Here is a 23,979-nt window from a genome sequence, read left to right as displayed (position 1 = left end):
GCACAGCGGAACCCGGGATCGTTCACCAGGTATCTCCGTCATGGCCGGTCTTGTGCCGGCCATCTCGTTTCCGAAGGACGCATTGAGGGCCTATTGTCTGACGATCAGGCACCGGATCCACTGAGCGGGTTCCCCTCATCCCACCCGTAGCGCACCGTCTCGAACCGCATCGCCAGCGCATCGACCATCAGCAGGCGCCCAACGAGGCTTTCGCCGAACCCGACGACCTCGCGGATCACCTCCATGGCCATCAGGCTGCCCATGACGCCGGCGAGGGCGCCCAGAACGCCGGCTTCCGCACAGGTCAGGATCGTGCCGGGAGGAGGCGCGGAGGGGAAGAGGCAGCGATAGGTCGGGTTGGGCTTGCCGTCCGGGGAGCTCTCATGGGCCCGGATCGTGGTGAGCGAGCCGTCGAACTGCCCGAGCGCCGCCGTCACCAGGGGCTTCTTCTCGAAAAAGCAGGCATCGGAGACCGCATAGCGGGTCTCGAAATTATCCGATCCGTCGGCGACGATGTCGTAGCGGCGGACCACATCCCGCGCGTTCTCAGCCGTCAACCGAACCGGGTGGGATTCGACCGCGACATGCGGATTGAGCCGCCCGACGGCCGCCGTCGCACTCTCGACTTTGGAACGGCCGAGATCCGGCGTGCCGTGGATCACCTGACGCTGCAGGTTGGACAGGCTCACCGTGTCGTCGTCCACGATGCCGATGGTGCCGATGCCTCCTGCAGCGAGATACTGGATCAGGGGCGCTCCCAGGCCGCCGGCGCCGATCACGAGCACGCGAGCGGCCTTCAGCTTCAGCTGGCCCGGCCCGCCCACATCCCGGAGGACGAGGTGGCGGGCATAGCGGTCGATTTCGTCCGATGTGAGAGGCATGTCATGACCTTACGGGAATGAGTTTAGCTATCAACCATTCCTTGGAGGAAATAACATGCCGCCTTGACAGAGGCCTTGGCGTTGTGACCCTTGCCGTGCCATCGTCAAGGGGCAACCGGCCAGCAAGCCGGCGTCAAACAGGGAACAATGCCGATGACAGTCACCAAATTCGGGCTCGCGCTCGCGGGCCTCGCCTTTTCCGCCTCGGCTGCCTTTGCGCAGCAGGCGGCCTTCAAGCCCGCCGTCGTGTACGATCTCGGCGGCAAGTTCGATAAATCCTTCAACGAGGGCGTTCACACGGGCGCCGAGAAATTCAAGAAGGATACGGGCACCGATTACCGCGATTTCGAGCCGCAGAACGACGCCCAGCGCGAGCAGGCCCTGCGCCGCTTCGCCCGCGACGGCTTCTCGCCCATCGTGGCCGTGGGCTTTTCCCAGGAGACCGCGCTGAAGAAGGTCGCCGAGGAGTTCCCGAAGACCCAGTTCGCGATCATCGACGCCGTGGTCGAGAAGCCGAACGTGCAATCCGTCGTGTTCAAGGAGCATGAGGGCTCGTTCCTGGTCGGCCTCCTGGCGGCCCAGGCGTCCAAGTCAGGCAAGGTCGGCTTCGTGGGCGGAATGGATATCCCGCTCATCCGCAAGTTCGCCTGCGGCTATGTTCAGGGCGTGAAATACGCCAAGAAGGACGCCGAGGTGTTCCAGAACATGACCGGCACCACGGGTGCGGCCTGGAACGATCCAGTGAAAGGCGGCGAGCTCGCCAAGAGCCAGATCGATCGCGGCGCCGATGTGGTCTACCATGCGGCCGGCGGCACCGGCGTCGGCGTGATGCGCGCCACGGCTGATGCGGGCAAGCTCGGCATCGGCGTCGATTCGAACCAGAACGGCATGCACCCCGGCAAGATCCTGACCTCCATGGTCAAGCGCGTGGACGTGGCGACCTACAACGCCTTCGATCAGGCCAAGAAGGGTGCCTTTAAGGCCGGCGTGTCGGTTCTGGGTCTGGCCGAGGACGGCGTGGCCTGGGCGCTCGACGACAACAACAAGTCGCTGATCACCGCCGACATGAAGGCCGCCGCCGACAAGGCCGCCGCCGACATCAAGTCCGGCGCCATCAAGGTGCACGACTACATGTCGGATTCGAAGTGCCCGATGTAAGCTGAATCATGGTTTGGCCGCAGGCCTTCGCAGGCCTGCGGCCAAATCTTTTTCGACCGAGTTTTGATTTTCCGATAAGATCCGGCTCTCGTTTCGTCACTGCCGGCAGACCATTCGAGGCCGATGTCCCCAGCCATTGAACTCATTGCGATCAACAAGAGCTTCGGCGCCGTTCACGCCAACCGGGATGTGAACCTGCGCGTGGAGCGCGGCACGATCCACGGCATCGTCGGCGAGAACGGTGCGGGCAAGTCGACCCTCATGTCGATCCTGTACGGCTTCTACGAGGCGGATTCCGGCGAGGTCCGGGTCAACGGCAAGCCTATCGCTATTCGCTCGCCCATTGACGCCATCTGTGCCGGCATCGGCATGGTCCATCAGCATTTCATGCTGGTCGAGCCCTTGAGTGTCGTCGACAACGTGATGCTCGGCGCCGAGGGCGGCGCCATGCTGCGCGCGGGCGAGGCCAAGGCCCGTGCGGAGCTCGCGCGGCTCGCCAAGGATTACGGCCTCGAGATCGACGTGGACGCCACCGTGGGCGACCTCTCCGTCGGCCTGCAGCAGCGCGTCGAAATCCTGAAGGCGCTCTATCGGGGCGCGGATATCCTCATCCTCGACGAGCCCACCGCCGTGCTCACGCCTCCGGAAGCGGATGCGCTGTTCGGCCTGCTCCGCTCTCTGAAGGAGCAGGGCAAGACCGTCATCCTCATCACGCACAAGCTGCGCGAGATCATGGCGATCACGGATCGCGTCTCCGTTATGCGCCGGGGCGAGATGGTGGCGAGCGTCGAAACGGCCGACACGTCGCCGCCGGAGCTCGCTGAACTGATGGTGGGACGGCGCGTGCTCCTGCGCGTCGAGAAGGCGGAAAAGACGCCCGGCGCACCTCTGCTCGAGATCGACAGCCTGTCGGTCATCGATTCCCGCGGTGTGGTGCGCGTTGCCAATGCGACCTTCACCGTTCGTGCAGGAGAGATCGTCGGCATCGCAGGCGTGGCCGGCAACGGCCAGAGCGAGCTGCTGGAGGCGATCGCCGGCATGCGCCATCCCGCCCTCGGCTCGATTCGGCTTGAGGGGCGTAATATCCCGGCGTCGGAGCACAATCCGCACCGTATGCGCAAACTCGGCCTGCTCCACGTCCCGGAGGACCGGCTGCGCATGGGGCTCGTGCCGGCCTTCCCGGCTTTCGAAAGCGCCATCCTGGGCTTCAGCGACGAGCCACACCTTGGCCGCGGACCGATCCTCGACCATGACCGACTGATCGCGGACCTGGCGAAGAAGATGGAGCAATACGACGTGCGCCCGCCGGCGCCGCGGCTGAAATCCTCGAAGTTTTCCGGCGGCAACCAGCAGAAGATCGTGCTGGCGCGCGAGATCGAGCGCAACCCGAAGGTGCTGCTCGTCGGCCAGCCGACGCGTGGCGTCGACATCGGCGCCATCGAGTTCATTCACCGCCGTCTCATCAGCCTGCGCGATGCGGGCGTTGCCATCCTCCTCGTCTCGGTAGAGCTCGACGAGATCATGAACCTGTCCGACCGCATTCTGACCATGTGCGGCGGCCGGATCACCGGCGAGCGCAAGGCCTCCGAGACGAACGAGCAGGAACTGGGCCTGCTCATGGCCGGCGTGACGGACGAGGCCGCCTGATGCAGCCGCGACTGACCCTTGTCACGCTCGGCGTTGCGGATCTCGCGAAATCCCGCGCCTTCTATGAGGCCTGGGGCTGGAAGGCGTCGTCTGCCAGCCAGCCCAGCGTTGCATTCTTCCAGGCGAACGGGCTGGCGCTCGGTCTGTTCGGACGTGCCGACCTTGCCAAGGACGCGGGCGTGGCGGACACGCCGACCGGCTTTGCCGCCATTACGCTCGCCTACAATGCCCGATCCAAGGAGGAGGCCGACGAGGTCTATGCTCTTGCCGTGAAGGCCGGGGCGCGCGCCTTGAAGCCGCTTCAGGATGTTTTCTGGGGCGGATATTCGGGCTATGTCGCCGATCCCGACGGGCATCTCTGGGAAATCGCCTGGAACCCGTTCTTTCCTCTCGATGAGCAGGGCCACATGTTCCTGCCGGATAGCCAGACGTGAGCGCTCCACTCGACCTGCCCAAATGGGCTGACACGATTCTCGTGCCCGCCATCTCCGTGGTGGCAGCCTTTCTCGTCGCCGGACTCGTCGTGCTCGGCATCGGCGAGAATCCGCTTTCAGCCACGCGCTACCTGATCCAGGGCAGTCTCGGCACCGGGGAGGGGCTCGGCTTCACCCTGTTCTACATGACCGATTTCATCTTCGTCGGATTGGCGGTTGCGGTCGCCTACCATGCCGGACTTTTCAACATCGGCGGCGAGGGACAGGCGACGCTCGCGGGCCTCGGCATCGCGCTCATGCTCAACAACCTGACTTTCCTGCCGGGTTTCCTGCTCATTCCCCTGGGGATCCTGGGTGCTGCCGCCTTCGGCGCGGCCTGGGCCGCGGTTCCCGGCTATCTTCAGGCAAAGCGCGGCAGCCACATCGTCATCACGACGATCATGTTCAACTGGCTCGCCAGCGTGCTCATCGTCTATCTGCTGGTAAACGTGCTGCGCGAGCCGCAATCCATGAACCCGGAAACGCGCGCCTTCCCAGAGCAATCCCATATTCCGTTCATGCATGACGTCTTCGCCGCCTTCGGCATCGAAATCCCGGCTTCGCAGCTCAATCTCACGCTGGTACTGGCGCTGGCCGCGTCCTATTTCGTCTGGCTTCTGATCTACCGTTCTCGCCTCGGCTATGCGATCCGCGTCGTCGGGTCGAACCCGACGGCGGCCGTCTATGCGGGCATCTCGCCCTCGCGCATCATCATCATCGCGATGGTCATCTCCGGCGCGCTGGCCGGTGGTCTCGCGGTCAACGAGCTCATGGGCTATCAGCACCGCCTGCTGCTGGAATTCACCTCCGGCTACGGCTTCGTCGGCATCGCGGTGGCGCTCATGGGCCGCGCGCACCCGGTCGGCATCATCCTCGCCTCGCTCCTGTTCGGCATCCTCTATCAGGGCGGCGCGGAACTCGCCTTCGAGCAGCCGGCCATCACCCGCGACATGGTCGTGGTGATCGGCGGCATCATCATTCTGTTCGCGGGCGCCCTGGACGGGCTGTTCCGGCGTCTCGTGGCGCATCTGTTCACGCGTCAGAAGCTGGCGAGGGCTTGAGCCATGGATCTCAGTTCTCTCGTCACGATCTTCGATTCGGCCCTGAGGCTCTCGATCCCGCTTCTCGCCGCCTGCCTCGCCGGGCTCTGGTCCGAGCGCTCCGGCGTGGTGGACATCGGTCTTGAAGGCAAGATGCTGGTGGCGGCCTTCGCGGCCGCCGCGGCGGCTTACGCGTTCGGCTCGGCCTGGGCGGGGCTTATCGCGGGCATCGGCACATCGGTGGTCTTCGGCCTGATCCATGGCTTCGCCTCCATCAGCCAGCGCGGCAACCAGATCGTCTCGGGCGTCGCCATCAACATGCTGGCGGCAGGGCTGACCGCCATCGTCGGCAATGCTTGGTACAGTCAGGGCGGGCGGACGCCGCCGCTGGAGGGCGTCCAGCGTTTCGGCGATGCGATCTTCGGTCATTCGGCTCTCGTCTACATCGTCCTTCTGGCCGTGCCACTCACCTGGTTCGTCCTGGGCCGGACCCGCTTCGGCCTTCGCCTGCGGGCTGTGGGTGAAAACCCGGCCGCCGTCGACACGGCAGGCATTTCAGTAACGGGCCTGCGCTACACCGCCGTCATCATCGGGGGCGTTCTCTGCGGCATCGGCGGAACCTATCTCTCCGTCGGGCAATCGGCGGGCTTTCTCCCCAACATGACGGCCGGCAAGGGCTTCATTGCGCTCGCCGCGCTGATCTTCGCCAAGTGGCGCGCCTGGCCCGCGCTCGGCGCCTGCTTCCTCTTCGGTCTGCTCGACGCCATCGCCATTCGTCTGCAGGGCATTTCGCTGCCTGGCATCGGCGAGGTGCCGGTACAAGCCATCCAGGCGCTGCCCTATCTCATGACCGTCATCCTGCTCGCAGGCGTCATCGGCAAGGCCATCCCGCCCCGGGCTGCCGGCGTGCCCTATGTGAAGGAGCGTTGAGCATGGCATCGCTGGACACCCTGTTCGAAGCCGCCAAGGCGATCCAGGCGAAGGCCTATGCCCCCTATTCGCGCTTCAAGGTCGGGGCTGCGATCGCCACATCCGACGGCAGAATCTTTGCCGGCTGCAATGTGGAGAACGCGGCCTATCCGGTCGGTTCCTGCGCGGAGGCCGGGGCCATCTCGGCTATGATCGCGGCCGGTGCGAACCGCATCGCCGAAATCGTCGTGATGGGCGAGGGCGAGCACCTCGTCACCCCCTGCGGCGGCTGCCGTCAGCGCATCCGCGAGTTCGCCGCGCCTGATACACCCATTTACATCGCGGGGCCCGAAGGTATTCGGAAACGCTTCACGCTCGACGAGCTGTTGCCCTTCTCCTTTGGGCCGGACAATTTGACGGACCGGTAGATCGGGCCGAGTTCTTGCGACAATGAAAGGACGGCCTGCGGTTCAGGCCTGAAACGATGACGATGCACCAGTTGATTCAAGAGGCGGTCGAGTTCGTACGCGCCCGCGGCTTCGATGGCCAATTCGATGCAGCTTTCGTGCTCGGCACGGGACTTGGCACTCTCGTCGACGAACTGAGCGATGCGGTGAGCCTGTCCTATGCGGAGATCCCGCATTTCCCGAGAAGCGGTGTCTCGGGCCATGCGGGCAAGCTCGTCGCCGGCCGGCTCGAAGGCAAGCGGGTGCTTCTGTTCCAGGGCCGGGCCCATTACTATGAGACGGGCGATGCGGGCGCGATGCGGTTGCCCATTGCTTTCGTGAGGGAGTTCGGCGTTCCGGTGTTCGTTGCCACCAATGCAGCCGGATCCGTGCGCGCCGACATCCGCCCGGGGAGCCTTGTTGCGATCAGCGATCACCTCAACCTCTCGGGCGGCAATCCGCTTCTGCGCGACCACAGTGAAGGCCGCTTTGTCTCTCTTACCAATGCCTACGACGCGGATCTGCGCCAGGTTCTTCAGCGCGCCGCAAGGAAGAGCGGCATCGAACTGCCGGAAGGCGTTTATGCTTGGCTCTCCGGCCCGAGCTTCGAGACGCCGGCCGAGATCAAGATGGTGCAGATCCTGGGCGGGGATCTCGTCGGCATGTCAACGGTGCCGGAGGTGATCCTCGCGCGCTATTACGGCCTGAAGGTCGCGGCCATTTCCGTCGTGACGAACCTCGCTGCCGGGATCGAGGGCGCTTCTCCCTCGCATCAGGAAACCAAGGATACGGCGGCGGAAGCCTCAGAAAAGTTCAAGCGTCTCATCCGGTCCTTCGTTGCGGAGCTGTCCCATGTCTGATGCGCACATTGCAACGCGTGCCCTGCGCAGTCTCGACCTCACGGATCTTAACGAGACCTGCACCGACCAGGCCATCGATGCGCTCTGCAAGAGAGCGCTCGATCCGCGCGGGCCGGTGGCCGCCGTATGCGTGTGGCCGCAATTCGTGAGGCGCGCGCGGGAGAACCTCAAGGGCTCGCCCGTGCGCATCGCCACGGTGGTGAACTTCCCGGCCGGCGGCGAGGACGCGAGCCGCGTCGCGGACGACACGCAAGAAGCGCTCTCCGATGGCGCTAACGAAATCGATCTTGTATTGCCGTACGAAGCGCTACGCAGGGGTGATCTCGCGGTTGCAACCGAAATGGTCGAAGCCGTGCGTGATCTCGTCGATCAGGAACGTCTGCTGAAGGTGATCCTGGAAACGGGCGAGCTGAAGGACCCGAAGTTGATCGAGACCGCAAGCCGCATTGCCATCGACGCGGGAGCGGATTTCATCAAGACCTCGACGGGCAAGACGCCGGTTTCAGCGACGCCTGAAGCCGCCGAGATCATGCTCAACGCCATCAAGACATCAGGCAGGCCCGTCGGTCTCAAGCCCTCCGGCGGGATCCGCACCGTTGCGGATGCGAAAATCTATCTCGATCTGGCTGATCGCATCATGGGTCTTACCTGGGCGACGCCGCGGACATTCCGTATCGGCGCCAGCAGCGTCTACGACGCGTTGATCGCCGCCATCGAAGGACGGGCCGGCACGGCGGCCACCGGAACATACTGACATGACGCTTCTTCCGCAGGAAATCATCCGTCACAAGCGCGACGGCGGCAGGCTCGATCCGGAGCATATCGAGCACTTCATCCGGGGTCTCACCGCCGGCCGCGTCACCGAGGGCCAGGCCGCGGCCTTCGCCATGGCGATCTTCTTCCAGGGTCTCACGGTGCCGGAGCGCGTGGCGCTAACGCGCGCGATGATGAATTCCGGCACGGTGCTCGCCTGGGACCTGCCGGGCCCAGTCCTCGACAAGCACTCGACGGGCGGCGTGGGCGATACGGTGAGCCTCGCGCTCGGTCCTGCCGTGGCGGCCTGCGGTGGCTACGTGCCGATGATCTCCGGACGTGGCCTCGGCCACACGGGCGGCACCCTCGACAAGTTCGATTCCATACCGGGCTACGTCACGCAGCCCGACATCGACACGTTCAGGCGCGTCACGCGCGAGGTCGGCTGCGCCATCATCGGCCAGACGGCCGATCTCGCGCCGGCCGACAAGCGCCTCTACGCCATCCGCGACGTGACGGCGACGGTGGAGTCGATCGACCTGATCACGGCTTCGATCCTCTCGAAGAAGCTGGCTGCAGGTCTCCAGGGCCTCGTGATGGACGTGAAGTTCGGCTCCGGCGCCTTCATGGACAATGCCGAGGATGCGCGAAAGCTCGCCGAAAGCCTCGTACTCGTCGCCAATGGTGCAGGCCTTCCCACAAGCGCGCTTCTTACCGACATGAACGAGGCGCTGGCATCCAGCGCCGGCAATGCGGTCGAGATGGCCTATGCGGTCGATTACCTCACGGGCCGCCGCCGTGAGAAGCGCTTCCATGCAGTGACGGTAGAGCTGTCCGCCGAGATGCTGCTGCTCGGCAAGCTCGCTGCCACCATCGAGGAGGCGCGTACGAAGGTCGAGCAGGCGATTTCCTCCGGCAAGGCTGCCGAGGTGTTCCAGCGCATGGTGAGCGCCCTCGGCGGTCCTGCCGATTTCCTGGAGAACCACAAGGCGCATCTGAAGACAGCTCCGGTCGTCCGCGCCGTCCATGCCGAGCGTTCCGGGATTGTGCAGAAGGTTGCCGCGCGCGCTGTCGGCGTTGCCGTCGTCGCGCTCGGCGGTGGGCGCACGCGGCCGCAGGATCCCATCGATCATGCGGTGGGGCTCACCGAGCTTGCCGCCGTCGGCGATACTGTCGATGCAGCGCGCCCGCTCGCCATCGTGCATGCGCGCAGCGAAGAAGCGGCGGAAGCGGCCGCGCGCGCGGTGCGCGCCGCTTACGTCATCGGCGGGGAGAAGGCTGCTTCAGGTCCAACCATTCTCGAGCGGATTGGAGCAACCGCATGAGCCTGCTCGTTGCCGTCACCTGGGAAACGCAGCCCTGGGTCGAGCGCTTCAGGCGGCATCTGCCTGATCGTGACATCGTCGTGCTGGGCGAAGACTTCGACCGAAGCGCGATTCGCTATGTAGCGACCTGGGGGCCCAAGCCAGGCAGTCTGTCCGATCTCCCGAACCTTGAAGCGGTCTTCTCGCTCGGGGCAGGTGTCGATCACCTGATGAACTATCCGGGTCTTCCGGATGTGCCCATCGTGCGCGTGGCGCAGGAGGATCTCACCCATCGCATGAGCGAATACATGGTGCTGCACTGCCTCATGTATCTGCGCGATCAGCGCCGTTTCGACGAGGACCAGAAGGCCAAGCGCTGGAAGCCCGATCGCGCGCCGCCGATTGCGGGCGACATCCGCGTGGGCATCATGGGTTTTGGGGTGCTGGGGCAGGATTCGGCCCGCAAGCTGAAGATGATGGGCTTCGACGTGGCCGGCTGGAGCCGCACGCCGAAAGCCGTGGAAGGCTTCGATGTCTATGCGGGCGAAGAGGGCCTGACACCGTTCCTCAACCGCACCGACATCCTCATCGCCCTCATGCCGCTTACGTCCGACACGCAGGGTATCCTGAACCGCTCCTTGTTCGAAAAGCTCGCGCGGGACGGCAAGCTCGGCGGACCGATCCTGATCAATGCCGGGCGCGGCAAGCTGCAGGTGGAGGCGGACATTCTCGCCTGTCTCGACGACGGCACCTTGCGAGCCGCAACCCTCGACGTGTTCGAGACCGAGCCTCTGCAGGAGGCTTCACCGCTCTGGACACACCCGCGCGTGACGATCACGCCGCACAACTCGGCGACGAGCGAGCCCGAAGCGACGGCGCGTTACATCGCGCAGCAGATCAGCCGCCATGAGGCAGGGGAACCGTTCGAGAACGTGGTGGACAGGAAGCGCGGTTATTGAGCCTGATAGGCGCTCCCTGTCATTCTGGGGCCGCGATGCGAAACCTGGGATGACCGCGGAATTAACTCAGCCGCTTGATCGAGCTGATCGGCCCATAGCTCGTCCGTCGGATGCGTTCCTCGGCGACAGCGAGCGGCTCGATCATGACGGTCATGCTGTGGCCCGTAGCATGGATGAAGTTGGTTTCGTCCATCATCAGGCCGACATGGCCCTTCCAGAACACGAGATCGCCGCGCTTGAGGCCGCTCAGATCCGCCTTTACCTCGACCGGCAATCCCAGTTGCTGCTCCTGCATGTCGCTGTCGCGCGGGGCCTTGATGCCCGCTGCCGTCAGCACGGTCTGTGCTAGGCCGGAGCAGTCGATGCCGAGGCTCGTCTTGCCGCCCCAGAGATAGGGCGTGTGCAGGAAGCGTTCGGCCACGCTCACGTAGTCCGCCTCGAAGGCGTCGAGCCCGCTCAGATGTGCGGCAAAAACCCAGCCGCCGGTGGCAAGCCGCGCGTAACTTCCTTCAATCTCCGTCACGACGATCTTGGAATTCAGCGTCAGATAATCCTGAAAGGGGAGTTTCAGGTTGGGGCCCGGATAGACGAAGGTGCGGATCGCCTGGATCCTGTGGGTCGGTGCCTCTCCATCTTCCCCTAGGACAGCGCTCGGCAGATAGCCTACATAACCGTCATCGTGGAGCTGCACCCAGGCCCAGCCCTCGTGCTCGTCGTAGACGGTCACGCTTTCCCCGAAGATCGCTTGCGTGTCGACCGGTGCCTCGCGGGAGGGGTGACGGTGCAGGGGCGAGAAGGTCGTGACGACGCGCTTGACCGTGCCGGTCGTGAAGCGCTCGGCCTCGACCTGCCCGCGCAGGCGCTCATCGGCCAAGTCGGCTCGGACGGGCGTGATGCGGCGGTCGAAACTCATCGGGGCAGCTCCTTGGCACGGGCGATGATCATGTCTCCTAGCCGTTCCACGGCCAAAGCGCCAGCGACCGTGCGCTGGATGATCACGTTGCGGCGGTCCGCCTCATCCCGCTTTCGGGCCACGAAATCGAGCTTGCCCAGGGTATCGAGGGCGCGGGTGACGACCGGCTTGGTGACGCCAAGCTTCCTGGCCAAGCCCCGCACGGTGTGAGGGGGCGCATCCAGGTAGATCGTCAGCAGAATGGCGATCTGCCGGGACGACAGGTCGCCGCCCTGATGCACGAGGCCGAGATGCACGTCGTGCCAGAGCTTGAGAGATTGGATCGCGCGCAACTCCACAGCCATGGCTGCCCCATCGGTTACGGACCCGTATTCTTCGGGCTCGCCGCGGATGGGGCAACCGGGATCTGATACTATGCTTAAAGTCCGTAACGTTCCTTCAGGAGTGCATACATCGCGCGTGCCGCCTGGACCTCGCCGCCCTCGGGCCGGGCAGGTCTGGTCGAGTTGTTCCAGGCAAAGATGTCGAAGTGTACATGCGCCTTTGCGGCCGACACGAAGCGGCGCAGGAACAGGGCGGCGGTGATCGAGCCGCCCATCGGTCCGCCGGTGTTGTTCATGTCGGCGAATTTGGAATCAAGCTGGCTCTGGTAAGGCGCCCAGAGCGGCATGCGCCAGACGGGATCGTTCACCGCCATGCCGTGGCGGGCGATGTCGGTGGCGAGTGCGTCGTCATCGGTGTAGAAGGGCGGCAGTTCCGGCCCGAGCGCCACGCGGGCTGCACCCGTGAGCGTGGCGAAATCGACGAGAAGGTCGGGGCTTTCCTCGTCGGCGAGCGCCAGGGCATCGGCCAGGATGAGCCGGCCCTCCGCATCCGTGTTGCCGATCTCGACCGTGATGCCCTTGCGGCTCGGCAGGATGTCGCCGGGGCGGAACGCGTTGCCGGAAATCGAATTCTCGACTGCGGGAATGAGCACGCGCAGGCGCACGGGCAGCTTGGCATCCATGATCATGGATGCGAGCGCCAGGGTGGCGGCGGCGCCTCCCATGTCCTTGCGCATGAGCAGCATGGAGGAGGCCGGCTTGATGTCGAGGCCGCCCGTATCGAAGGCGACGCCCTTGCCGACCAGCGTGATGCGCGGCGCATCGGCCTTGCCCCAGGTGAAATCGATGAGACGCGGCGGCGTGATGGAGGCGCGCCCGACCGCATGGATCATCGGAAAGTTCTGCTTCAGCAGATCGTCGCCGACGATGCTGGTGAAGGAGGCGCCATGCTTCTCCGCGAGCTGGCGTGCGGCCACCTCGATGCCGTCGGGGCCGAGATCGCTGGTGGGCGTGTTGACGAGATCGCGGCTCGTGAAGACCGCATTGGCAATGTGCGAAACCTCCTCGGCATCGACGCCGTTCGGCGTCACGAGGCGAACAGATTTCTCGCTGCGCTTGCGGTAGCGGTCGAAGCTGTAGCCGCCCAGAAGCCAGGCCAGGGTGGCGAGCGTCGGGTTGGGCGCGTCGGTCTCGAAGCGGTAGACGCCGTCCGGCAGCAGGCCCGGAAGCTTGCCGACGAGAAAGGGATCGTTGTGCTTGGCATCCACCCCGTTGAGGCCGAAGACGACGCCCATGAGGCTGCCATCGGTGTTCGGCAGCAGGCAGTGGCTTCCCGCCTTGCCTTCAAAGCCCTGCGCCTTCGCAAAGCCTTGCGCGAGTGGCGGAAGCTGACCGGCGACATCCGCCCATGTGTGCTCGGTCACGAGCCAAATGGGTTTTGACGCGTCGATCGTGGAGGCGAGGAGGGGATGGGACATGGAATTTAACCTGGACGATTGAGGACGATGGATCGGCGCGACGCCTTAACGAGTGACACGCATGGTCAACCCAGCGCGTGCTGACGCACGATCCGGGAGAGGCCCGCGATCAGGGCTCGCTGCGTGTCTTTGATGTCGGCCTTGATGCCGTGGTGCTTGAGCGCATGAACGTAGAGTTCCGCGCGCTCCGGTGCGGCCAGGATGGTGACGGAGGCCGGGCGACCGAACTGCGCCAGCGCCCCGTTGATCTCGTCGCCGGTGAGTAGACCGGACAGGTAGGGCGCCAGCAGATTGCTGTTCATCTTGCCCGAAACCACGGATGCGCGGGCGCTGAACAGGAGATGCAGCAGGCCGACTCTGTTCTCGCCGCTGTTGCGTTCCGCCGCTTCCAGACCGAGGTCGAAGCCCTTCGGGTCCTGAGGCTCGGTGGCCGGGCGGCCGATCATGGAATGCTCGCGCAGCAGCGCATACATCTCGCCGGTCATGTAGGTGGCGAAGCGCTCAATGCGCCCGTTCTTCACCTCGATCCATTTCGGATGCGTGCCAGCGGAGCAGATCAATCCGTTCTCGATGCCGGCACCGAGAACCAGCGTCTCCTCGCCGCGCATCACGTCGGCCGCGCCGGGAGCGGGTTCGCAGAACAAGCCGGGAATGATGTAGCCCTTGCGGCCGTTCTCCAGATCAACCGGGACAACCGCTTTCGCGATCTCAGCGGGGCCTGCGGGGCAGGTGGCGTAGGGCGCCTCGACCCAGCCTTCCCGGCTTCCCACCATGCCGACGAGCAGCACCGGCGCATCGGGCTCGGCCTTGAGCCAGTGTCCGCATTGGCGCAGAAACACGTCGCGGTGCTGGCCCTTTTTCAGGGCCGAGACCCCTTCGTTCGACGAGACCTGATCGAGAATGGTTTCGTTCTCGATCAGATAGCCACGGAAGCGGGTCGTTCCCCAATCGGCGACGATGAAGCGCAAGGTGGATGATCCTTGATCAGCGCGTTCCGTACATCCGGTCGCCGGCATCGCCGAGGCCCGGCACGATATAGCCGTGATCGTTGAGGCGCTCGTCGATGGAGGCGGTCCAGATATGCACATCCGGGTGGGCGCCGCGCAGCTTCTCGATGCCCTCGGGAGCCGCAAGCAGGCAGACGAAGCGCAGATCCTTGGCGCCGCGCTCCTTCAGCCGGTCGATCGCGGCCACGGCCGAGTTCGCGGTCGCCAGCATCGGGTCGAGCACCAGCACCATGCGGTCGGCGAGATCCGACGGCGCCTTGAAGTAATATTCCACGGCCTGGAGCGATTCAGGATCGCGGTAGAGGCCGATATGGGCGACGCGGGCCGCAGGCACCAGCGTGAGCATGCCATCGAGGAAGCCGACACCGGCGCGCAGGATGGGGGCGAAAACGAGCTTCTTGCCGGCGATCTGGGCGCCTTCCATGGTGGTGAGCGGCGTCTCGATCTGGATGCGCTCCATGGGCAAGTCGCGGGTGACCTCGTAGCAGAGCAGCATGCCGATCTCGTTGAGGAGCTGGCGGAAGCCCTTCGTCGAGCGCTCCTTGTCCCGCATCAGGGTCAGCTTGTGCTGAACCAGCGGATGATCGACCACCGTGACGCCCTGCATGCCTTTTCCCTCTTTGATCGTCGTATGCTGATTCATCTAAAACACTGTCCCGTCACTGATCACGCTGAGAGGGGGCGAGCCGTCGCCGCGCTTCTCCTTCGCCAATCTCCGCCCCGTCGCCCAGGTGCCGCCTTCCAGCACCTTGGCCAGGGGAAAGTCTTCTGCCGCAAATCCTAGCTTCGCCCGGATGGGTTCGGCAATGCGGTCGAGCAGGGCCACGGTCAAGGCCCGCCATTCAACCACGAGCTCGGAATCCACCGCGTGGGCACGGGCGGCGTCTGCCGGGTCCTTCAGGGCGATCACGCCCGTGTCGAGAAAAAGACCGCCGTTGCGGTACTCCGGCAGGCCCGTGAGCCCATCGATGTCGACGACGGTGAAGCCCGCCCATTCGAGCGGCTCGATCAGCGAATAGGAGAGCCACTGGGACAGCTTGTGGAACGGGATCAGGCCCTTCGTGGCATCCGGCACCTCCACCAGGGGATGGCGCCAGGTATCACCGAGATCGATGCCGCCGAGCGTGATCCGGCCGGGCCATATGGGGCCGAGATGGGTGAGCAGCGCCTCCAGGATCGAGGTCGCCTTGATGCGGCCGTTCTCTTCCGTTGCGGCAATGACGTCGAACAGGCCGCCAGGCCTCGGATCGTCCTCCTGGCCGAAGATGTCCGGATTCGTCGCGACCACCCGGCCCAGGCGGTTCAGCAGGGCGGCGCGGCCTTCGAGGCCCACGAGCGGATTGTCGGACGAGACTTGGAAGCCGGACGCGAGATCCTCGGCCGTGATGGTCATCAGCACATCCGCATCAACGCGGAAGGGGTCCTCCGGTCTGCTCGAAAAGGTGCCGCTCACGAACATGTCGAAGCTTGCGACCGCAAGTCCTTCGGAGCGGATGTAGGTTTGGCCGGTCCGGCCCTCCTCGTAGCGCCACTGTGGGCCCGCGCCGGCATCGAGCAGGACGGACATGATGGCAAGATCGAACGCGGAGCGGGCCATGTCGGCGCCACTCTCCCACGAGGCACCGTGCATCACCGCGCCCCAGCGTTCATGGTCTCCGGCAGCGAAATGGCGCCAGCGGGCATGGAAGGGAATGTCCAAAGACGGATAGGCCTCGCGGATCGTCTTCACGACCTCGTCGGCGCAGGGCTCGAGCCGGTCGAGAGTGACCGTGAAATGCTTGAGGCGGCCCTCAAGTCCTGCCTGCAGGAGCTGATGCGAGCGCTCGCGCACCGCTGCGGCGGACAACAGGCGTTTCGCGGCTTGGGTCTCGGGAGACAAAACAGGCTGGTCCGTCACGCAGGGCTCCGGTGCTCTCGGGTCGGGAGCGATAGCATAGTCTCAGGGCCGCGCAGCATCCCAACGTTCGGCCGTTTGACGAGAAGGTTAAAAACGAAGCGGATGCCGACGGCAAGCCGGCACCCGCTTCCGTGGCAGTGCTTCAAAAGCGTTCCAGGTCGCGGCCCTTCACACGGTCGAGTTCGGACGCATCCGGCGCGCCGTCGGGCGTGTAATAGCCGGCGGCCTTCTTGGCCTCCAGCTCCACCTGCGCGTCCGGCGGCACCAACTCGGCCGGGATCGGCACCCGCTCCACCACCTCGATGCCCGAGCCGGTGATGGCATCGTATTTCATGTTGGACATGGACATGAGCCGGTCGATGCGGCGGATGCCGAGCCAGTGCAGCACATCGGGCATAAGCTGCTGGAAGCGGGCATCCTGCACGCCGGCCACGCATTCCGTGCGCTCGAAATAGGTGGAGGCCTGGTCGCCGCCCTCCTGCCGCTTGCGGGCGTTGTAGACCAGGAACTTGGTGACCTCGCCAAGCGCCCGGCCCTCCTTGCGGTTATAGGCGATGACGCCGACGCCGCCCTCTTGCGCTTCCCGGACGCATTCCTCGATGCCGTGCACGAGGTAGGGGCGGCAGGTGCAGATGTCGGAGCCGAACACGTCGGAGCCGTTGCATTCGTCGTGCACGCGGCAGGCGATGCGGGTCTTGGGATCGCTCAGGCGCGAGACATCGCCGACCACATAGACCGTGGTGTTGCCGATGGGCGGCAGGAACACGCTCATGTCGGGGCGGGTAACGAGCTCGGGGAACATGCCGCCGGTCTGCTCGAACAGGGTGCGGCGGAGCTCGCCCTCGGAGCAGCCGAAGCGCTGGGCGATGCCGGGCAGATACCAGACGGGATCGACCGCGATCTTCGTGACCGAGATATCGCCCGATTCATGAAGGAAGCCGCCATCAGCCTTGAGGCGCTTCGCGCCCATGGCACCAAGGATCTCAGGCATGTTGAGACGCGCCTTGGTGACCGCGATGCTGGGCCGGATGTCGAGACCGCCGGCGATCTCGTCCTTGTAGATCTCGCCGACCAGATGACCCCAAGGATCGAGGGACACGATCCTGCCAGGGTCGAACCATTGCGGATGCGGGCCGATCTCGGCGGTCGGATGGGTGTTGTGCAGGTCGGGCCGGGTGAGCGGGTTGAGCGCCCGGGCCGAGATGGCCAGAGCCCGATAGAGGGAATAGGAGCCGCCATGGGCGCCGATCACGTTGCGGTCGGCCGGATTGGTCACGGTGCCGACGATCGGGCCCCGGACCTGCGGGTCCTCGGCTCCCCATTTGATCGGATGCTTGATGGTGCCTGCGTTCGGCTCGGGATGGGAGGTGAGCCGGATATGGGTCGAGCGGTTAGGCGAGCTCATGAACGATCTTCCACGCGAAAACGGGAAGACTCCCTCGACCGATCGCCGGAGAGCCTCCATACGATCTTTGGAAGACTGATCCAAAGTTTCGGTGCCGTCAATGGCACTAGGGGAAAGGTGCGGCAGCTTGGCTTCTTCAAGGGGCCTGAGCACAGCCCTTTCACGTCATGGCCGGCAGAAGGCCGATGATGACTTGGGGCGCTAGAGCCAGGACGCCCCCTTGCCCGAGTGCCGGACGCCCAGATGAACCAGCACGCTCGCCCCGATATCGGCAAAGCTCTCCCGCCGGCCGATAGCACCCTGCCTGACCCCCGATCCGAAGCTCAGGATCGGCACGTGCTCGCGGGTGTGATCGGAGCCGCGCCAGGAGGGATCGTTGCCGTGATCGGCCGTGATGACGACGAGGTCGCCGTCCTTGAGGGCCGCCTCGATCTCCGGGATGCGCCGGTCGAAGGCCTCGAGTGCTGCGGCATAGCCCGGAATGTCGCGGCGATGGCCGAACTCGCTGTCGAAATCGACCAGGTTGGCGAAGACGAAGCCGCCGTCGGCTAAGTCCCGCATGGCCTCGATGGCGGCCGACAGGCAGGCGTCGTTGCCGTTGGGCTTGATCTCCCGGCCTGTCGAGCGATGGGCGAAGATGTCGCCGATCTTGCCGACGGTGACCACGGAACGACCCGCCTTCGTCAACCTGTCGAGGATGGTGTCGGCCGGCGGCGGCGTGGCGAAATCCTTGCGGTTGCCGGTGCGCTTGAAGCCCGCCTCGGGCGAGCCGACGAAGGGGCGGGCGATCACGCGTCCAATCTTGTAGGCGTCGCAGAGCTCCCGCCCGATCCGGCAGAGGTCGTAGAGCCGCTCCAGCCCGAAGGTTTCCTCGTGCGCCGCGATCTGCAGCACGCTGTCGACGGAGGTGTAGAAGATCGGTTCGCCCGTGCGCATGTGCTCGGCACCGAACTCGTCGATGACGGCCGTGCCGGAGGCATGCTTGTTGCCGAGAATGCCGGGAAGATTGCCGCGCTCGACGAGCGCAGCCGTCAGCTCCTCCGGAAATGTCGGAACAGTATTGGGGAAATAGCCCCAGTCGAAGGTGACGGGAACGCCCGCGATCTCCCAATGGCCCGAAGGCGTGTCCTTGCCCTTGGAGGTCTCGACACCATAGCCCCAGGCGCCTTTCAGCGGACCCTGCGGCGCGAGGTTCGGCGGCATGCGTCCCGTGGAGGCTTTACAGGCCAAGCCGAGGCCGAGCGCCGTCAGGTGCGGCAGGCGAAGCGGGCCCTCGCGCAAGCCCGCCTGATCGCCCCGGCCGGCCGCGCAGGCTTCGGCGATATGCCCGAGTGTATCGGCTCCGGCATCGCCGTAGGCGGCCGCATCCTCCGCTCCGCCGATACCGACGGAATCGAGCACGATGAGAAGAGCACGGGGCATCAACACAAGTCCTTCAAGTCGCGGGAATCATGACTGATACGTCATCGCGGCGAAAGATGCGATGGCTCGTGATCATGGGAGTGCCCCTCATGATCGTGCATGTCATGGGCATGGTCTTGGTGATCCAGGGGGCATTCTGGGCCGTGTTCATGAGAGCCTGGCCGGTGGATCTCGATCTGCAGGGTTGAATGCCTGATGCCGAAACGGGCCTTCAGCTCCCGCTGCGCCTGCGCCAGAAACCGGTCGCCCGGGTGCCCTTCGGGCATGACGAGATGGGCCGTCAGCGCCGTCTCGGTGGTGCTCACCGCCCAGACATGCAGGTGATGAACGCGGGCGACGCCCGGCATCGCCTCGAGAGCCTTCCGGACCTCGGGGAGAGCAATGCCACGCGGCACGCCGTGCAGGGAAAGCGCCAAGGACTGCTTCAGCAAGCCCCAGGTGCCCCAGACGATGACAGCCGCGATGACGAGGCTCAGTACCGGGTCGATCCAGGTGGCCCCGGTCCAGAGAATGGCGAGACCGCCGAGAACCACCCCGAGGGACACTGCGGCATCGGCCACCATGTGCAGGAAAGCGCCCCGGATGTTGAGATCGTGCTGGCCGCTCATGAAAAGGAATGCCGTGAAACCGTTCACGAGAATGCCGATGGCCGCCACGATCATCATGGTGCCCGCCGCAACGGGTGTCGGCTCGATCAGCCGCTCGACGGATTCCCAGACGATCCCGCCCACCGCTACGAGAAGGAGCAGGGCATTGAAGAGCGCGGCCAGGATCGAGCTCGGACGCAGCCCGTAGGTGAATCGCTCCGTGGGCCCGCGCCGGGCGAGCACGGCCGCGCCCCAGGCGATGGCGAGGCCGAGCACGTCGCTTAAATTGTGTCCGGCATCCGAGAGCAGGGCCATGGAACCGGCCCAGAACCCGTATCCGGCCTCGATGGCCACGAAGGCGAGATTGAGCGTGATGCCGATGGCAAAGGCGCGTCCGTGGCCGGCCTGCGGAGCGTGGGAGTGCCCGTGATGGTGATCGCCGGCCGGGTGATGGTGCGCATGCATGATGGAAAGCGGTTGAGCCTTATTCTCGAACGGCGTTCGATGCCGCCGTTTCGAGGTTGAAGGCGGCGGCGAAAAGCGCCCTGGTGTAATCGGTCCGCGGCGCGGCGAAGATGTTCTCGGCGGATCCTTCCTCGACGATCCTGCCGTTCTGCATCACCACCACGTGGTTCGCGAGCGCCCGCACCACCTTGAGATCGTGGCTGATGAACATATAGGCAAGATTGCGCCGCTTCTGAAGATCGCGCAACAGCTCCACGATCTGCGCTTGCACGGACATGTCCAGCGCCGAGGTCGGCTCGTCGAGCATGATGAATTGCGGCTCGAGCGCCATGGCGCGGGCGATGGCGATGCGCTGGCGCTGTCCGCCGGAGAATTCGTGCGGGTAGCGGTCCATGGTGGACGGATCGAGGCCCACGTCCTGCAGGGCCTTAGCGACGATCTCGCGGCGCTGGGCGTAAGAGAGGCCCTTGTGCTGGACGAGCAGGCCCTCCTCGACGATCTCGGCGATCGACATGCGTGGCGAGAGGGAGCCGTAGGGGTCCTGGAACACCACCTGCAGATCCTTGCGCATCGGGCGGATCTCGTTCGAGCGCATGCCGTCGATGCGGTTGCCGAGGAAGACGATGGGGCCTTCCGACTGCACGAGTCGCAGGATGGCAAGGCCGAGCGTCGTCTTGCCGGAACCGGATTCGCCCACCACGCCGACGGTCTCGCCCCGGCGCACCCGCACGGAGACGCCGTCTACGGCCTTCACATGGCCGACGGTTTTCTGGAAGAAGCCGCGCTTGATCGGAAACCAGACCTTGATCGGCCCGGCATCGACGATGACCGGTGCGTCCTTCGCGACCGGATTGGCGCGGCCCTTCGGTTCTGCGGCCAGAAGCCTTTGCGTGTAGGGATGCTGCGGATTGCCGAACACCTCGGCGACCGTTCCCTGCTCGACGATCTTGCCCTTGAGCATCACGCAGACGCGATCCGCGATCTTGCGCACGATGCCGAGATCGTGGGTGATGAAGAGCATCGACATGTTGAGCCTGCTCTTCAGCTCGGCGAGGAGCTTCAGGATCTGCGCCTGCACCGTCACGTCGAGGGCGGTGGTCGGCTCGTCGGCGATGAAGAGGTCGGGCTCGTTGGCGAGCGCCATGGCGATCATCACGCGCTGACGCTGACCGCCGGAGAGCTGATGCGGATAGGCGCTCAAGCGGCTTTCGGCATCGCGGATACCGACGAGATGAAAGAGCTCGAGCGTGCGGGTGCGCGCCTGACGGTCCGAGAGACCGCGGTGGAGCTTGAGGATCTCGCCGACCTGCCGCTCGATGGTGTGGAGCGGGTTGAGCGAGGTCATCGGCTCCTGGAACACCATGGTGATGTCGTCGCCGCGGACCTTGCGCATCTCGTCCTCGTCGGCGGCGATCAGGTCCTTGCCCTTGAACAGGATGCGGCCGGAGGGATGAAACGCGGACGGGTAGGGCAGGAGTTTGAGGGCCGACAATGCGGTGACGGACTTGCCCGAGCCCGACTCGCCCACGAGTGCCACCGTCTCTCCCGCCATCACGTCGAAGGACACACGGTCCACTGCCAGCATGTCGCCTCCGCCTTGGCGGAAGGCGACGGAGAGATCCTGAACGGACAGAAGGGGCTCGGTCATCGGAACGTCTTCCGCGGGTCGAAGGCGTCGCGCACCGCTTCGCCGATGAAGATGAGGAGGCTGAGCATGATGGCGATCACGAAAAAGCCCGCGAGGCCGAGCCAGGGCGCCTGAAGGTTGGCCTTTCCTTGCGCCAGCAATTCGCCGAGCGACGGCGAGCCCGGCGGCAGGCCGAAGCCGAGGAAGTCGAGGGAGGTCAGCGTCGTGATCGAGCCGTTGATGATGAAAGGCATGAAGGTGAGCGTCGCCACCATGGCGTTCGGCAACAGGTGCTTGAACATGATGGTGCTGTTCGAGAGGCCCAGGGCCGTTGCGGCGCGCACATATTCGAAGTTTCGGGCGCGCAGGAATTCGGCGCGGACCACGCCCACCAGCGACACCCAGGAGAACAGCAGCAGGATGCCGAGCAGCACGAAGAAGCTCGGCGTGATCACCGCCGAGATGATGATGAGGAGATAGAGCGAGGGAATGGCGGTCCAGATCTCGATGAAGCGCTGGAACAGCAGGTCGGTCCAGCCGCCGTAGTAGCCCTGCACGGCTCCCGCGAGGATGCCGACGATGGATGAAATGCCGGCAAGCGTGAGGCCGAACAGCACAGAGATGCGAAAGCCGTAGATCAGGCGCGCGACCACGTCGCGGCCCTGGTCGTCGGTGCCGAGCCAGTTCCACTCGATATCCCGGCAGCCCGTGCCCCCGGTGCGCTCCGCGATCGGGCGGCACTGCTCGTCGGTGAGCATCCAGGTGGGCGGCGCTGGCGCCGGAACGGGCAGGTCGAGATTGTGCGTGGTGTAGGAGAAGCGGATCGGCGCCCAGAGCAGCCAGCCGTTGTCCTGGATCTCCTTGGTAATGACTGGGTCGCGGTAATCGGTCTGCGCCAGGAAGCCGCCGAACTTCTCCTCCGGATAGTTCACGAAGGCCGGGTAAAGCAGCTCGCCCTTGTAGGAGGCGAGGATCGGTTTGTCGTTGGCGATCAGCTCCGCGAACAGGCTTAGGACGAACAGGATCATGAAGAACCAGAACGACCAGTAGCCGCGCCGGTTGGCCTTGAAGTTCTGAAGCCGCCGCCGGTTGAGGGGCGAGAGCTTGATGAAGCCCTCTTTCGGCAGGGGAGGCGCGACGGGCGCAGCGGCCGGAGAGGCGACCGGAACGTTCTCGTTCATCTCACGCCTCCCTGGTCTCGAAATCGATCCGCGGATCGATCCAGGTATAGGTGAGGTCAGAGAGCAGGTTCACCGCCAGGCCCACCAGGGAGAAGATGTAGAGATTGGCAAAGACCACCGGATAGTCGCGGTTCACGATGGACTCGAAGGACAGAAGCCCGAGACCATCGAGAGAGAAGATCGTCTCGATGAGGAGCGCGCCGGCGAAGAATGCACCGATGAAGGCGCCCGGGAAGCCCGCGATCACGATCAGCATCGCATTGCGGAAGACGTGGCCGTAGAGCACCTGGCGCTCGGACAAGCCCTTCATGCGCGCAGTGAGCACATACTGCTTGCGGATCTCGTCGAGGAACGAGTTCTTCGTGAGCAGGGTCGAGGTGGCAAATGCCCCGAGCGCCATGGCGGTGATCGGCAGCACCAGATGCCAGAAGTAATCGGCGATCTGCATGTACCAGGGCATGAAGGCCCAGTTCTCGGAGGTGAGCCCGCGCAGGGGAAAGACCTGCCAGAATGAGCCGCCGGCAAAGAGCACAATCAGCAGGATCGCGAAGAGAAATCCCGGAATGGCATAGCCGATGATGACGATCGCCGACGTCCAGATGTCGAACGAGGAGCCGTCCTGGACCGCCTTCTTGATGCCGAGCGGAATCGAGATGGCGTAGGAGAGAAGCGTCATCCATAGGCCCAGGCTGATCGAGACCGGCAGCTTTTCCTTGATCAGCTCCAGGACCGAGATGTCGCGGAAGTAGCTCTTGCCGAAGTCGAAGCGGGCATAATCCCACAGCATCTTCAGGAAGCGCTCATGCGCCGGCTTGTCGAAGCCGAACTGCGCCTCCAACTGCTTGATGAACTGCGGATCGAGCCCCTGCGCGCCGCGATAGCGGGACGAGGAGGCATCGCCCGCGCCTGCGCCGCCGGGGCTCTGCGCCCCGAAATCGCTCCCTCCGCCGGAGATGCGCGAGGAGGCGCCTGAATCCTGGCCCTGCAGCTGCGCAATGATGCGCTCCACGGGCCCGCCGGGAGCGAACTGCACCAGGACGAAGGAGATGAGCATGATCCCGAGGATAGTGGGGATCATGAGGAGAATGCGGCGTGCGATATAGGCCAGCATCAAGCGCCTGCGGATTGAAGGCCGATGCGGCCAAGGTGAGTGTCGTTGAAGCCTGATCTATCCTTCATGCCATGGTCCAGCATGCGGTCGAAGCCGATACGCGCCTCGCAGCGTAGCATCAGAATCCTGTCCA

At 64.9% G+C, this 23,979-nt stretch carries 24 protein-coding genes; 10 read left to right on the top strand and 14 right to left on the bottom strand.

The genetic code is table 11. The features are described 5' to 3' along the window. Positions 1 to 104 precede the first annotated feature (104 nt). On the bottom strand, positions 105 to 881 hold the full coding sequence (locus VB672_RS10820) for a HesA/MoeB/ThiF family protein (protein ID WP_329784202.1): 777 nt from the start codon (positions 879 to 881) through the stop codon (positions 105 to 107). A gap of 153 nt (positions 882 to 1,034) precedes the next feature. On the opposite strand from VB672_RS10820, the gene VB672_RS10815 reads away from it, so the two are divergent. From VB672_RS10815 to VB672_RS10770, 10 genes are all read left to right on the top strand, one after another. Then, entirely contained in the window at positions 1,035 to 2,039 is a 1,005-nt protein-coding gene (locus VB672_RS10815) for a BMP family lipoprotein (protein ID WP_329784201.1), read from the top strand. A 123-nt stretch (positions 2,040 to 2,162) separates the two neighbouring features. Next, complete coding sequence (locus VB672_RS10810) at positions 2,163 to 3,686, top strand: ABC transporter ATP-binding protein (protein WP_329784200.1); 1,524 nt, start codon at positions 2,163 to 2,165, stop codon at positions 3,684 to 3,686. Beyond that, a complete protein-coding gene (locus VB672_RS10805) occupies positions 3,686 to 4,120 on the top strand; it encodes a VOC family protein (protein WP_329784199.1) in 435 nt (144 codons plus the stop codon). Before VB672_RS10810 ends, VB672_RS10805 begins: the two co-directional genes overlap by 1 nt. Beyond that, positions 4,117 to 5,220, top strand: a complete 1,104-nt coding sequence (locus tag VB672_RS10800; protein ID WP_329784198.1) for an ABC transporter permease — start codon at positions 4,117 to 4,119, stop codon at positions 5,218 to 5,220. Before VB672_RS10805 ends, VB672_RS10800 begins: the two co-directional genes overlap by 4 nt. A 3-nt stretch (positions 5,221 to 5,223) precedes the next feature. Further along, a complete protein-coding gene (locus VB672_RS10795) occupies positions 5,224 to 6,129 on the top strand; it encodes an ABC transporter permease (protein ID WP_329784197.1) in 906 nt (301 codons plus the stop codon). A gap of 2 nt (positions 6,130 to 6,131) precedes the next feature. Further along, entirely contained in the window at positions 6,132 to 6,536 is a 405-nt protein-coding gene (cdd, locus tag VB672_RS10790; protein ID WP_329784196.1) for a cytidine deaminase, read from the top strand. Between the two features lie 56 nt (positions 6,537 to 6,592). Then, a complete protein-coding gene (locus tag VB672_RS10785) occupies positions 6,593 to 7,414 on the top strand; it encodes a purine-nucleoside phosphorylase (RefSeq protein WP_329784195.1) in 822 nt (273 codons plus the stop codon). Then, a complete protein-coding gene (deoC, locus tag VB672_RS10780) occupies positions 7,407 to 8,168 on the top strand; it encodes a deoxyribose-phosphate aldolase (RefSeq protein WP_329784194.1) in 762 nt (253 codons plus the stop codon). Before VB672_RS10785 ends, deoC begins: the two co-directional genes overlap by 8 nt. A 1-nt stretch (position 8,169) precedes the next feature. Continuing rightward, complete coding sequence (deoA, locus tag VB672_RS10775) at positions 8,170 to 9,492, top strand: thymidine phosphorylase (protein WP_329784193.1); 1,323 nt, start codon at positions 8,170 to 8,172, stop codon at positions 9,490 to 9,492. Beyond that, a complete protein-coding gene (locus tag VB672_RS10770) occupies positions 9,489 to 10,430 on the top strand; it encodes a 2-hydroxyacid dehydrogenase (protein ID WP_329784192.1) in 942 nt (313 codons plus the stop codon). The genes deoA and VB672_RS10770 overlap by 4 nt, the downstream gene beginning before the upstream one ends. Before the next feature lie 61 nt (positions 10,431 to 10,491). Here VB672_RS10770 and VB672_RS10765 read toward each other — a convergent pair whose 3' ends face one another. From VB672_RS10765 to VB672_RS10705, 13 genes are all read right to left on the bottom strand, one after another. After that, entirely contained in the window at positions 10,492 to 11,343 is an 852-nt protein-coding gene (locus VB672_RS10765) for a C40 family peptidase (RefSeq protein WP_329784191.1), read from the bottom strand. Further along, complete coding sequence (locus VB672_RS10760; RefSeq protein ID WP_329784190.1) at positions 11,340 to 11,687, bottom strand: MarR family transcriptional regulator; 348 nt, start codon at positions 11,685 to 11,687, stop codon at positions 11,340 to 11,342. Before VB672_RS10760 ends, VB672_RS10765 begins: the two co-directional genes overlap by 4 nt. Before the next feature lie 74 nt (positions 11,688 to 11,761). Further along, a complete protein-coding gene (locus VB672_RS10755; protein WP_329784189.1) occupies positions 11,762 to 13,144 on the bottom strand; it encodes a leucyl aminopeptidase family protein in 1,383 nt (460 codons plus the stop codon). 65 nt (positions 13,145 to 13,209) lie between these two features. Further along, positions 13,210 to 14,112, bottom strand: a complete 903-nt coding sequence (locus VB672_RS10750; RefSeq protein ID WP_329784188.1) for a 2-dehydro-3-deoxygalactonokinase — start codon at positions 14,110 to 14,112, stop codon at positions 13,210 to 13,212. Between the two features lie 16 nt (positions 14,113 to 14,128). Next, complete coding sequence (gene upp, locus VB672_RS10745) at positions 14,129 to 14,758, bottom strand: uracil phosphoribosyltransferase (RefSeq protein ID WP_114944741.1); 630 nt, start codon at positions 14,756 to 14,758, stop codon at positions 14,129 to 14,131. Between the two features lie 36 nt (positions 14,759 to 14,794). Next, on the bottom strand, positions 14,795 to 16,048 hold the full coding sequence (locus VB672_RS10740) for a URC4/urg3 family protein (RefSeq protein ID WP_329784187.1): 1,254 nt from the start codon (positions 16,046 to 16,048) through the stop codon (positions 14,795 to 14,797). Between the two features lie 142 nt (positions 16,049 to 16,190). Further along, a complete protein-coding gene (locus tag VB672_RS10735; protein ID WP_329784186.1) occupies positions 16,191 to 17,453 on the bottom strand; it encodes a GTP cyclohydrolase II in 1,263 nt (420 codons plus the stop codon). Positions 17,454 to 17,654: 201 nt separating this feature from the next. Beyond that, the gene (locus VB672_RS10730) at positions 17,655 to 18,875 is read right to left on the bottom strand and encodes a phosphopentomutase (protein WP_329784185.1); all 1,221 of its coding nucleotides are present in this window, start codon (positions 18,873 to 18,875) and stop codon (positions 17,655 to 17,657) included. 41 nt (positions 18,876 to 18,916) lie between these two features. Beyond that, positions 18,917 to 19,927 (bottom strand): cation diffusion facilitator family transporter, encoded by a 1,011-nt coding sequence (locus VB672_RS10725; RefSeq protein WP_329784184.1) that lies wholly within the window; start codon positions 19,925 to 19,927, stop codon positions 18,917 to 18,919. Positions 19,928 to 19,946: 19 nt separating this feature from the next. Then, a complete protein-coding gene (locus tag VB672_RS10720; protein ID WP_329784183.1) occupies positions 19,947 to 21,575 on the bottom strand; it encodes an ABC transporter ATP-binding protein in 1,629 nt (542 codons plus the stop codon). After that, positions 21,572 to 22,735, bottom strand: a complete 1,164-nt coding sequence (locus VB672_RS10715) for an ABC transporter permease (protein ID WP_329784182.1) — start codon at positions 22,733 to 22,735, stop codon at positions 21,572 to 21,574. Before VB672_RS10715 ends, VB672_RS10720 begins: the two co-directional genes overlap by 4 nt. 1 nt (position 22,736) lies before the next feature. After that, positions 22,737 to 23,846: a microcin C ABC transporter permease YejB gene (locus VB672_RS10710; RefSeq protein ID WP_329784181.1), complete on the bottom strand. Its 1,110-nt coding sequence runs from the start codon at positions 23,844 to 23,846 to the stop codon at positions 22,737 to 22,739. Next, positions 23,846 to 23,965: a DUF4260 family protein gene (locus tag VB672_RS10705; RefSeq protein ID WP_329784379.1), complete on the bottom strand. Its 120-nt coding sequence runs from the start codon at positions 23,963 to 23,965 to the stop codon at positions 23,846 to 23,848. The genes VB672_RS10710 and VB672_RS10705 overlap by 1 nt, the downstream gene beginning before the upstream one ends. Between the last annotated feature and the right edge of the window lie 14 nt (positions 23,966 to 23,979).

The sequence above is a fragment of the Microvirga sp. CF3016 genome (assembly GCF_036314085.1).
GTDB lineage: Bacteria > Pseudomonadota > Alphaproteobacteria > Rhizobiales > Beijerinckiaceae > Microvirga.
This window is presented reverse-complemented; position numbering and strand designations above follow the sequence as displayed.